Annotated in this window: 11 protein-coding genes; 10 read left to right on the forward strand and 1 reads right to left on the reverse strand. The window is 54.9% G+C overall.

Going from position 1 to position 11,960, the window contains the following annotated elements:
* From Q0510_RS11950 to Q0510_RS11995, 10 genes are all read left to right on the forward strand, one after another.
* A partial coding sequence (locus Q0510_RS11950) for a T9SS type B sorting domain-containing protein (protein WP_298711714.1) occupies positions 1 to 564 on the forward strand: 564 nt, incomplete at its 5' end.
* Positions 565 to 571: 7 nt separating this feature from the next.
* Positions 572 to 1,591 carry a PorP/SprF family type IX secretion system membrane protein gene (locus Q0510_RS11955; protein WP_298711717.1) on the forward strand — a complete coding sequence of 340 codons (1,020 nt, stop codon included), beginning with the start codon at positions 572 to 574 and terminating at the stop codon, positions 1,589 to 1,591.
* A 72-nt stretch (positions 1,592 to 1,663) separates the two neighbouring features.
* Entirely contained in the window at positions 1,664 to 2,236 is a 573-nt protein-coding gene (locus tag Q0510_RS11960) for a hypothetical protein (RefSeq protein ID WP_298711720.1), read from the forward strand.
* Positions 2,237 to 2,297: 61 nt separating this feature from the next.
* Positions 2,298 to 3,419: a TIGR03364 family FAD-dependent oxidoreductase gene (locus tag Q0510_RS11965; protein WP_298711723.1), complete on the forward strand. Its 1,122-nt coding sequence runs from the start codon at positions 2,298 to 2,300 to the stop codon at positions 3,417 to 3,419.
* A 113-nt stretch (positions 3,420 to 3,532) separates the two neighbouring features.
* Positions 3,533 to 5,026, forward strand: a complete 1,494-nt coding sequence (locus Q0510_RS11970) for a sodium:solute symporter (RefSeq protein ID WP_298711725.1) — start codon at positions 3,533 to 3,535, stop codon at positions 5,024 to 5,026.
* Positions 5,027 to 5,061: 35 nt separating this feature from the next.
* A complete protein-coding gene (locus Q0510_RS11975) occupies positions 5,062 to 5,760 on the forward strand; it encodes a TIGR00730 family Rossman fold protein (RefSeq protein ID WP_298711728.1) in 699 nt (232 codons plus the stop codon).
* A gap of 242 nt (positions 5,761 to 6,002) precedes the next feature.
* Positions 6,003 to 6,644: an O-methyltransferase gene (locus tag Q0510_RS11980; protein ID WP_298711731.1), complete on the forward strand. Its 642-nt coding sequence runs from the start codon at positions 6,003 to 6,005 to the stop codon at positions 6,642 to 6,644.
* Positions 6,645 to 6,669: 25 nt separating this feature from the next.
* Positions 6,670 to 8,028, forward strand: a complete 1,359-nt coding sequence (locus Q0510_RS11985; RefSeq protein ID WP_298711734.1) for a glucosaminidase domain-containing protein — start codon at positions 6,670 to 6,672, stop codon at positions 8,026 to 8,028.
* Between the two features lie 21 nt (positions 8,029 to 8,049).
* On the forward strand, positions 8,050 to 8,580 hold the full coding sequence (gene hpt, locus Q0510_RS11990; RefSeq protein WP_298711737.1) for a hypoxanthine phosphoribosyltransferase: 531 nt from the start codon (positions 8,050 to 8,052) through the stop codon (positions 8,578 to 8,580).
* Positions 8,581 to 8,651: 71 nt separating this feature from the next.
* Positions 8,652 to 10,415: a VWA domain-containing protein gene (locus Q0510_RS11995; RefSeq protein ID WP_298711740.1), complete on the forward strand. Its 1,764-nt coding sequence runs from the start codon at positions 8,652 to 8,654 to the stop codon at positions 10,413 to 10,415.
* A gap of 2 nt (positions 10,416 to 10,417) precedes the next feature.
* On the opposite strand, the gene Q0510_RS12000 is transcribed toward Q0510_RS11995, so the two are convergent.
* Positions 10,418 to 11,812 carry a sodium:solute symporter family protein gene (locus tag Q0510_RS12000; protein ID WP_298711743.1) on the reverse strand — a complete coding sequence of 465 codons (1,395 nt, stop codon included), beginning with the start codon at positions 11,810 to 11,812 and terminating at the stop codon, positions 10,418 to 10,420.
* Positions 11,813 to 11,960: the final 148 nt, after the last annotated feature.

Below are 11,960 nucleotides of genomic sequence, written 5' to 3' on the forward strand. Positions count from 1 at the left end.
ACTTGTAACCTGGTGGATGATACGACAGGGTATATTCAAATCATGCCCGGTCCTACCGCGGCATACACCTATCTGCCCACCAAAGCCGTGGAAAACACGCCCACTACATTTACGAACCAATCTGTGGACGCGGTACGCTACCGTTGGGACTTCGGCGACGGGAATATTTCCTACGATCCGAACCCCACGCACCAGTACCTCCGGTCCGGCATATATGAAGTTTGCCTCACGGCCTACACCGAATATGGATGTGAAGACACGGTGTGCCAGGAGGTCCAGGCGATTGTAAATCCATTGTACGATGTTCCCACGGCCTTTTCCCCGAACGGCGACGGCATTAACGATAAGTGGGAAATCAAAGGTTTCGGTATCGTGCGGTATGATATGAAAGTATTTAACCGCTGGGGCCAGCTGATGTTCCAGTCGAACGATCAGCGCCTGGGTTGGGATGGCCGGTTCAACGGAACCGTGCAGCCGATGGATGCGTATGCCTTTGTATTGAACGCGGAATTTACGGACGGGAACAAAATCACCAAAACAGGAAACGTAACATTGTTAAGATAAGCGGGTTATGAGAAAAGCAGGGTACCATATTTTCCTAGTTTGTTGCCTCGCGGCAGCCTTCCCGGCGGCCGCGCAAGACTTGCATTTTTCGCAGTTCTTCAATTCACCATTGTCTACCAACCCGGCTAATACCGGATTTATTCCGGACGGCAACTACCGGATCGGCATCAATTACCGCAACCAGTGGGCTACGATCCCTGTGCCGTACAAGACCATGTCGGCATTCGGTGACTTCCAGCTCCTGCGCGACCGGCTTACTTACGGCTGGGTGGGCGTGGGCGGTATGATCATGCGCGACGTGGCGGGCAGCGGCAACCTGACGAGCACCAAGGCATACGGGTCCGTGGCTTACCACCAGCTCCTCGGCCAGAGCAGCCTGCTTTCGGCCGGGTTCAATGTCGGGTATGCCGACAAGCGCGTGGACCTGAGCAAACTGACGTTCGGCTCGCAATGGAACGGTAATTTCTTCGATTCGCAGATGTTTTCAGGAGAGCCGTTTACATCAGCCTCCGTGGGATATCTCGACCTGCAGGTGGGTATGAATTATGCGTTCTTCCCGAACGAGCTGGTGTATGTAAATGGCGGATTTTCGGTGCATCACGTCAACACGCCCCGCGAGTCCTTCTACGACGGCAATAATAAAATCGACCGCCGTTATATCGGCTTCCTCAATGCCAGCCTGAAGATGAGCGACAAGGTGATCCTCAATCCCGGCGCTTATTACTCCCGGCAGGCCAACGTCAGCGAAACGATGCTGGGTGCTTATGCGGCCTATAACCTTTCCGGCGACGGCACGCAGCAGCTCTTCGGCGGTGCTTATTACCGGCTGAAAGATGCGGCGGCGTTGCTGGTAGGGTACCAGGTTTCCAACTTCAGGCTGATGTTCAATTACGACGTTACGACCAGCGCGCTGTCGGCGGCGAATAAGCGGCAGGGAGCTTACGAGCTCAGCCTGCTGTATGTAGGTTTGTACCCCAACCGGAGCTTCTCCCACGCCAAACGGTATACGCTCTGCCCGTCTTTCTGATAAGGAATTCGTTAAAGTTGAACGGCCGACGGGAAAAAACAGATAAATTAGCCTCGTAAAAAATTGGAGCACATGAAAAGGATTTGCCTGATAGCTGCGGTATTCCTGCTTTCCATGCAGGCGGTGATGGCGCAATCGCCCTACAGGGTTGATACAGCGCGCGGTTTCGACCCGTCGAAACTGATGGTGGGAGGGAACTTCGGTTTCGCGTTCGGGAACTACTCGCTGGTGAATGTATCGCCGATGATTGGTTATCGCTTCAGCCCCAAAGCCGCAGCCGGCATCAGTATCAATGCGCAATTTACCTGGGAGAAATACCGGAATGGAAGTTATGAGGTTAAAGATAATTCCACCATTCTCGGCGGAGGCATCTGGGGCCGGTATTACCCGCTCGAAATGCTTTTCGTTCACGCCCAGCCGGAATACAATTCCATCAGCTTCAAAAGCCAGGTCTATTCCGATCCCCGGCAGACGTTCAAAGAACGCTATGGCGCCCCCAGCCTCCTGCTGGGCGGCGGTTACGCCCAGCCTATCGGCGGAAATTCCGCCCTGGTGATCATGTTGCTTTACGATGTACTGCAGGACGAAAACTCCCCTTACCGCAATCGCCCCGTCTTTTCCATCGGCGGGAATTTCGGTTTTTAAAATCTCTGTTAAGAGTTAATCAACACTAAACTTTATTTACAAATACTGCTATATTTGTTGCATGTACCAGCAAGCAGATACCGCAGTAATCGGCGCAGGCATCGTTGGCCTGGCCACCGCGTACCATCTCGCCCTGAAAGGGAAGAAGGTGGTGGTCTTCGAACGCAATCCCCGCGCCCTGGGCGCTTCCTTCCGCAACTTCGGCCTCTTCTGGACGCTGGGCCAGAAGCAGGGGCACATTTACGACCGCGCACTCTACGGCCGTTCCGTCTGGCAACATGTGGCAAAATCGTCGGGGCTCGCACTGGAAGAAAATGGCTCCATGCTGCTGGCATACCATGCCGACGAAGCCGGCGTCATGGAAGAATTCGCGCATAGCACCGGTATCCGATGCGAATTGCTGACGCCCGATGCCGCACGTTCCCGCAGCAGCGCCTTCCGGCCGGAAGGGCTTAAAGCGGCGTTGTATAGCCCGCTCGAGATGACCGTCAACCCCCGCGAAGCCAGCGCCCGCCTGGCAGCCTGGCTCGAAAGCGCCCATGGCGTCACGTTCCGGTATAACACACCCGTCAACGGCATCCAGCTCCCGCATATCGAAACGAAAGACGAAAAGTGGAAGGTAGACCGTGTGTTCGTATGCAGCGGGTATGATTTCGAAACCCTGTATCCTGAGATATTCGCAGCCGCGCCCCTTACACGCTGCAAGCTCCAGATGCTGCGCACCGTTCCCCAACCCGGCGGCTGGAAGCTGGGGCCGGCGCTGGTTACAGGCATGTCGATGCTGCACTATGCTTCGTTCGCGCACTGCCCTGGCCTGGCGGCGGTGAAGCAACGCGTGGAAGCCACGCTGCCGGAATACGTGAAATACGGCATCCATCTCATGGTTACCCAGAACGGGGCAGGGGAGCTGTCGCTCGGGGATTCCCATGAATACGGCTGGGAGGTAGACCCCTTCGACAAGGAGCACATTTCCCGCCTCATCCTTCAATTCATCAGCACTTTCCTCCACGCGCCCACCATGGACATCCAGGAGCGCTGGCACGGCATATACCCGAAACTCACCAACGGCGAACACGATCTCGTGCTGCACCCGCTGCCCGGCGTCACCATCGTGAACGGGCTCGGAGGGGCCGGCATGACGCTGTCGTTCGGCCTCGCGCGCGACGTGACCGCCGTGGAATGATTTCCCGTATTTGTGATAAGCAACAAGGACCCGCTCTCCAGCCGGTCCTTTTTTTGTGCGATTTTAACCCCGAAATCCCTATTTTTAGTTGTTTAAAACATATCTGAATCCTGATGTCGCCAATATCACCGGGGCTTTTCGTCCTTTTTATTGCCAGCTATTTTATCCTGCTCCTGTTAGTTTCTTACTTCACCACCCGAAAGGTGGACGAGCAGTCGTATTTCATCGGCAACCGCAACTCCGTTTGGTATCTCGTAGCCATCGGGATGATCAGCGATTCCCTTTCCGGCGTTACTTTCATCTCCGTGCCGGGCAAAGTGGAAGTAGCTTCCTTTTCTTACCTGCAAACGATCCTGGGTTATATCCTCGGCTACGTGGTGATCGCCACGGTGCTGCTGCCCCTGTATTATAACCGCAACCTCCCGTCGATCTACACTTACCTCCAGCAACGCTTCGGGCCGGTAACGCAGAAGACGGGCGCGATGTTCTTCATCCTGTCGAGGCTGGTAGGCGCGGCCGCGCGGCTGTTCCTCGTGGCAGGCGTGCTACAGCTGTTCGTCTTCGATTATTACAACATCCCGTTTGCGCTATCCGTTTCCATCATGATCCTGCTGATGCTGGTGTACACCTATCGCGGGGGGATCAAAACCCTGGTGTGGACGGACGCTATGCAGTCCACTTTCCTGCTCCTCGCCGTGGTGCTCACCATCATCGTGATCTGCCGCGACCTCAACTGGGGGCTGGGCGACCTGGTGAGCAACGTGGTGAGCAGCCCGCATTCCCGCACATTTTTCTGGGACTGGAAGGCCAGCAATTTCTTCCCTAAAGAATTTTTCGGCGGGATGATGATCGCGGTAACCATGACCGGGCTGGATCAGAACATGATGCAGAAGAATCTCAGCTGCCGCAGCCTGAAGGAAGCGCAGAAGAACATTTATTCCTTCAGCATCATGCAGCTCGTAGTGAACGTGTTTTTCCTCAGCCTGGGTATCCTGTTGTATCAATACCTGCACGCCAACAACATCCCGATGCCGCTGACGGGCAAGGGGGCTCCGGCCACCGACCAGGTTTTCCCCCTGCTGGCTTTGCAGCACCTGGGCACTTTCGCTTCCGTGATTTTTATCGTGGGATTGACGGCCGCCACGTTCTCCAGTGCAGACAGTGTGCTGACCACCCTCACGACTTCTTTCTATATCGATATTCTCGGTTACCCGACAGACGGTATCGATGCGCGCCGCAAACGGATCAAGAACGCGATCCATGTGGGGTGCGCGGTGGCGTTGTTGCTCACGATATTATTGTTCAGGGAATTCAACAACGACGCGATCATCGATTCCGTACTGTTCCTGGCAACGATTACTTACGGGCCGATGCTGGGGCTCTTCGCTTTCGGGATTCTGAACAAGCGGCCCATCCTGGATTACGGCTCACTCATCGTATGCCTCATCGCGCCCTTGCTTTGCTTCTTCCTGAAACAGTATTCGATGGATTTGCTTGGCGGATATAAATTCGGGAACGAGTTGCTGATCGTAAACGGCATGTTTACGTATGTCGGTTTATGGTTGTTTTCCCGGAAGAAGGCGGACGCCCTGCCCGCAATGCAGTAAAAAAATGTAGATTACAATACCAAAACGCATAGCAGATGAATGATTCGTTAAAGAATTTGAAAATGCGCGACTGGACGGAAACGAAAGCGCATTCCAGCTGGCAGATTTTCAAGATCATGGCCGAATTCGTGGAAGGATTTGAAGCCCTCGCCAAGATTGGTCCCTGTATTTCGATATTCGGCTCCGCCCGCACCCGTTCCGGCAACGTGTATTATGAACTGGCCTGTGAAATAGCCCGGCGCCTCGCGGAAGAAGGCTTCGGCATCATCTCCGGCGGCGGCCCCGGCATCATGGAAGCCGCCAACAAAGGCGCGCAACTGGCAGACGGCACCAGCGTGGGGCTGAACATCACCCTGCCGCACGAACAATACGCCAACCCTTATCTCGACCGCGATAAAAGCCTCAACTTCGATTACTTCTTCGTGCGTAAAGTCATGTTCACGAAATATTCCCAGGGCTTCGTGATGATGCCCGGCGGCTTCGGCACGATGGACGAATTCTTTGAAGTGGCTACCCTCATCCAAACGAAGAAGATGACGGAAACGCCCCTGGTGCTCGTGGGGAAAGAATATTGGAGCGGCCTGCTCGAATGGATCGACACCACGATGATGAAAAAAGAAAGCAATATCCACCCCGAAGACCTCAACCTGCTGAAGGTGTTCGACACGGCAGACGAGGTAGTGGAATACTTCCGCGTGTTCTACGCTTCCAACAAACTCAGGCCCAATTTTTAGATTATTTATATGTTATATACACATGAATAATATTCATGAATGATTTTGAAATTGCATATATATTTATAAAGCCACAGCCTGTAACGGACCGTTAAAGAAATTATATATGGTCAAAAGTTGTGTCTTTTAATGGTTAACATGGGGTAAAGAGCCTGGTATTACTATCAGGCTCGATTTATTTTCAGTCCTTCACATATATCGCTTTTACTTGATAATTGCTTAGGTTTGCAAAAAAATACGGCATGGAGGTAATACCGGGGGATATACAGGCGTTTGCAGAGAAGTACACTACACGTGAAGCGGACCTGCTGTATCGCCTCCAAAGGGAAACCTACCTGAAGGTGGACCAGCCGCATATGCTGAGTGGTCATGTGCAGGGTGTTTTTTTGTCGATGGTGAGCCACATGATGCGGCCACGCCGTATCCTTGAAATCGGTACCTACACCGGGTATTCGGCCATCTGCCTGGCGCAGGGGCTTGCTGAAGACGGGATGCTGCATACCATCGATGTGAATGAAGAGCTGGAAGACATGGCGGCCCGCTATATCGCGGAAGCCGGTCTTACCCCAAAAATCACCCAGCATATCGGCAAAGCGGCGGAGATCATCCCGCAGCTGCAGGAAACCTTCGACCTTGTTTTCATTGACGCGGACAAGGCCGGTTATGGCATGTACTTCGATATGGTGTGGGAGAAGCTGCGGCCCGGCGGTTTCATGCTGGCCGACAATGTGCTGTACCATGGCGAAGTGGTATTGCCGGAAACCGAACAGAGCAACAATGCCAAAGCCATGGTCCGCTTCGTGGAAAAGGCGGTGGCAGACGAGCGTGCGGAAACGCTGCTGCTCACCCTGCGAGATGGCGTACAGCTCATCCGCAAAAAATAACAAGACCCATTAAATTCGACATATAATGCAAGTGAAGTCATACTGCCTGGCAATCTGTTTGCTGCTTGGCGGAGCCATACGAAGCGCCGCACAGAACATCAGCACCCAACAGTACATCGACACGTACAAACTCATCGCCATAGAAGAGATGCGCCGCTCCGGCGTGCCGGCCGCCATCAAGCTCGCGCAGGGTATCCTGGAAACGCAGTCCGGCAACAGCTGGCTCGTACAGAACAGTCATAACCACTTCGGCATTAAATGCAAGAACAACTGGACGGGCCCTTCCGTTGCGTATGACGACGACGAGCGGGGCGAGTGCTTCCGCAAATACGGATCTCCCGCCGAGTCCTGGAAAGACCATTCCGAATTCCTCCGCAACAATCCCCGGTACAAATTCCTGTTCGACCTCAACCCGAACGATTACAAAGCTTGGGCCTACGGACTGAAGACCGCAGGCTATGCTACCAGCCGCACCTATCCGCAGCAGCTCATCCAGCTGATCGAAACATACCAGCTCCAGCAATACACGGACATCGCCATGGGTAAAGGCGACATCCGCGCGAAAGACTTATTTGCCGGAGACCCCGGTTCCTACGCCCCCGCGCAGCAGCCGAAAACTTCCCGCCCGGTGGTGGCCGCCGCCGCGCCCGCGAAGAAGTACCCTGAAACCGGCGAGTTCCGCATCAACAATCGCAAAGCCATCTTTGTTAAGAAGGGAACGGCGCTCATCCAGGTAGCGGCCGCTAAAGACATCCGCCTGAGCTCTTTGCTCAAATACAATGATCTCCCGGCCGACGTGCCACTGGAAAAAGATATGGTCATCTTCCTCCAGGGCAAAAGCAAGCGCGGCAGCAACGATTTCCACATCGTAGCCCCCGGCGAATCCCTGCACGATATATCCCAGGCCGAAGGCGTGCAGCTCCGCTGGTTACGCCGCCGCAACAAGCTCGAGGAAGGCGAACAGCCCGCGGCAGGCGAGCGCATCGCGCTGGATGGCTATGCTTCATCCAAACCCCGCCTCGGCAGCAATTCCGTGGCTATGGTAGATGAGCACGAAGACCTGAAGCCCCGCGAGATCATCCGGGATATCAAGAAAGAAATCGAAAAAGCCTCCGCGCAGGCGCCCGTAGCGGAAAACAGGCCGGCCACCCCGCCGCCCGCCCCGGAGAAAACTTCGCAGGCGCTGCCCCCCGGCATGATCGAAGACCTCAAGAAAGCAGGCGCGCAAACCACCGCCCGCGAACAATACCATACCGTTGGCGAAAAGGAAACACTGTACAGCATTTCCCGCCGCTACGGCTGCACCGTCCCGCAACTCCAGGAATGGAACAACCTGCAGGACAACGGCATCAAAATCGGCCAGCAACTGGTCGTGAAAAAATAACCGCTAAACCGATAAAACACGATGATCCAGGTACATGATAAAAAGTTCGTCCCTTATATCACGGAAGAGAAACTGCAGGCGCGCATTAAAGAACTGGCGCAACAGATCAGCCTCGACCTCGAAGGGAAAAAACCGCTTTTTATCGCCATCCTCAACGGGTCGTTCATGTTCGCCGCGGATATCTTCAAACACCTCACCATCGAGGCCGAAATCTCTTTTATCAAACTTGCTTCCTATAAAGGCACGAAGTCGACCGGCAACGTAATAACCGCCATCGGGCTCGACGAAGACCTGTACGGCCGCACCGTCGTGATCATAGAAGATATCGTGGATACCGGCAAAACCCTCAGCCAGTTCCTGCCCCAGCTGGAGCACCAGCAACCCGAAAAACTCATGGTGGTTTCGCTGCTCACCAAGCCGGAAGCCATGACCCATCCCGTCCACATCGACTACCTGGGCTTTTCCGTTCCCAATAAATTCCTCCTCGGCTATGGCCTCGATTATGATGGCCTGGGCCGCAATCTCCCTGAAATCTACCAGCTGTCCGAGTAATTTTTAGCCCCTGCGGCCGCCGGATCAAAGAATTGCTTACATTTATACATCGGTGTATGTAAAATATTTCGATGTATAAACTCCTCATGATGTTCCTCTGTGCAAGCTGGAGCATGATTGGAGTGGCACAACAGCGAAAAGTGGTGACCGGCGCCGTGCAGGATAGCATCCGGCACGATCCGGTCAAAGGCGTGAGGGTCACCGCATGGCCGGATACCGTTTCCGTACAGACGAATCAATACGGTTTATTCAGACTGGAAGTTCCCGGCAGCAGCACCCACCTGGTTTTCGATCACCCCGGATACGCACGAAAGCTTGTGCCGCTCCAGCATGACCGCATGCTCATCGAACTGAGCCCCCTGAAGAAAATTCCAGATGCCAGCAACGACATTGCGCAGGCAAAAGCCCGTGCGCGCTATGCCCATAGCACCAATCCCAATTACAGCAATCTCGGCGTCGCCATCACCAACTTTTATGATGAAACCTATGGCCGCCTTTATGAGAATAAATTCGTGGAAACGGCCCAAAAGCCCGTGTCCGACTTCGCGCTGGATGTGGATCGCGCCGCTTACAGCAATATGCGCCGCTTCGCCCGGCTGAAGCAGCCCGTGCCCGTGGATGCCGTGCGGATCGAGGAGATGTTGAACTACTTCCATTATAGCTACCCGCTGCCGCGGCACGATTCCCTCTTCGCCATGTACAGCCATTACACCGACTGCCCCTGGGAGCCCCGGCACAACCTGCTCCAGGTAGCGGTGCGGGCCAAAAAGATCGAAACCGACAGCCTCCCCGCCAGCAACCTCGTGTTCCTGATCGATTGCTCGGGCAGCATGGGTACGCCCAATAAACTCCCGCTGCTGCAGGCAGCCTTCCGTGTGCTGGTGAACAACCTCCGCCCGCGGGATAAGGTAGCCATCGTGGCCTATGCGGGCACGCCCGGACTGGTGCTTCCCTGCACGCCCGGCAACCAGAAAGAAAAGATCCTTCAGTCCATCGATTACCTGAGCGCCGGCGGCGCCACCGGGGGAGAGGCCGCCATCAAAATGGCCTATAAAATCGCTATGGAGAATTTCATCAGCGGTGGTAACAACCGGGTGATCATGGCTACCGACGGCGACTTCAACGTTGGGCAAACCAGCGACCAGGATATGGAGGACCTGATCGCGATGCAGAAGGAGGGCGGTGTATTGCTCACCTGTCTCGGTTTCGGGATGAAGGATTACAAGGATTCGAAACTGGAAACCCTCGCCAGCAAAGGCAACGGAAACTTTGCGTATATCGACGACCTGGAGGAAGCCAATAAAGTTTTCGCGCGGGAATTCGGTTCCACGCTTTTCACCATCGCGCGCGACGTGCATGCGCAGGTGACCTTTGATCCCATGCGGGTGAAGGCTTACCGGTTGCTGGGGTATGAAAATAAAATCCTCAAAGATGACAGTTCCGACAGCCTGAAAGTGACCGGCGGGATCGTGGGCTCAGGGCACTGCGTGGTGGCGATGTATGAAATCACGCCCATGGAACCTGATCCCGGGGGGACGCTGGCCACGGTTACGCTCACCTACCGCCCCGACGGCGATCCGCAAACCTACCGCCTCGAAGAAACGATCGATAACAGCGTTGCGCGTTTCCTGGAATCTTCCGCCGACTGCCGGTTTGCCGCTTCCGTAGGTTTGTTTGGCATGCTGTTGCGCAAATCCCAATACGCCGGCAAAGGCAACACCGACATGGTCACCCGCATCGCGAAGCACGCGCTGGGCCCGGATCCGGGAGGGTATCGCGGCGAGTTTTTGAAACTCATCAAACAGCTGAAAAAAAATACCGGATGGCTGAAATAATGCTATGATACCGCGTTGCCCGCGGCTGGCCTGGTTTTCCAAAAGAAAGTGCCGATCAGCATCCCGGCGATGCTCCAGACCAATCCCACGAACAGCGGCGGCGTCGTTGTTTCCATCCATTCCGCATAAATATATCCTGCAGTTCCCAACACGATAGACAAGTTGGCGCCCATTTCGTTGGCGCGTTTCCAGTACAATCCAGCGGTAAGCGGCACGAACAGCGATACGAGGCTGAGCACGGAAGAAGAAGCCACCAGTTCGTAAATATCCTGCGATGCAAAGGCCATGGCTATGGCAATAGCGGATACCGCAACAACCGATAGCCGGATGATGAGCAGGAACTTTTTATCGCTGATATCGTGGAAGAACGGTTTGACGAGATTCTCGCCCAACACGGTAGCGGGAGCGAGGATGGCGCCGCTGGTCGTGCTCATGATGGCGGAGAGCAGCGCGCCGAAAAAGAGGATCTGGATGAAGAGATTGCCATGCTGCATTACCATGTCGGGCAGGATGGTGGCCGTATCGCCGGCTGCGAGATCAGGGTACAGCTGTTGCGCGCAGAGCACGATCAGGAGCGGCAGGGAGCCGATTACCAGGTACATCAGCGCGCCGAGGTAGGAACTGTATTGCGCCACCCGCTCGCTTTTGGAGCTCATCAGTCTTTGAAAAACGTCCTGCTGCGGAATGGAGCCCAGCCCGATCGTGAACCACGCGGCCATGTAATGCAGCCAGCTGTTCCAGTCGCGGTCGGGGAAGAAGCGGAAAGTGCCTGCCGGCGCGCGCTCCCCGACAGTGGTTAAGCCTCCCGCAGCATCCACGACGATGTAGGTGATGACGAGAATGCCCGCGATGATCATGATCGTTTGGATGAAATCAGTAATGGAAACCGACCACATCCCGCCCATATACGTGTAACCCATGACGATGATCCCGCTGGCGACCATGGCCATTTCGGTAGAAATTCCCATCACGGTATTGATCACGATCCCCATGGCCACGATCTGCGCTGCGATCCAGCCGAAGTAGGAGGGGATCATCAGCAAAGCGGACACGATTTCCGCCTTCCTGCCAAACCGCACCCTGAAATAATCGCAGAAAGTAAGTACGTTCTGGCGGTACAGCCTCCGCGCATAGAACAATCCCACCAGCAACAGGCACAACGACGCCCCGAACGGATCTTCGATCACGCCCAGCAGGCCATGCTGCGCGAACTCGCTCGTGGCTCCCAGCATCGTCTCTGATCCGAACCAGGTAGCGAAGATCACGCAGGTGCTGATGCCCAGGGGCAGGCTGCGGCCCGCCACCACAAAGTCGCTGGCGGTTTTGACCTTCAGGGCCGCCCACCTTCCTATCAGGATGGTGATCAGTAAGTACAGAATTACGAATGCTGCCAGCATAGGCGAAAAATAGCAAAATCTATTTGATGATCCTGAAACAATGCCGCAATAATTTACCCTGGAAGTCGAAGGGCTCGGTTTGTTTGGTGATGTTGCGGATGGAGGAGGCTTCGATAGCCGCTTCATCCAGCTCAAACCTCCGCAGGTT

Origin of the sequence: uncultured Chitinophaga sp. (genome assembly GCF_937874145.1) — a bacterium.
In the GTDB taxonomy this organism is placed as follows: domain Bacteria; phylum Bacteroidota; class Bacteroidia; order Chitinophagales; family Chitinophagaceae; genus Chitinophaga.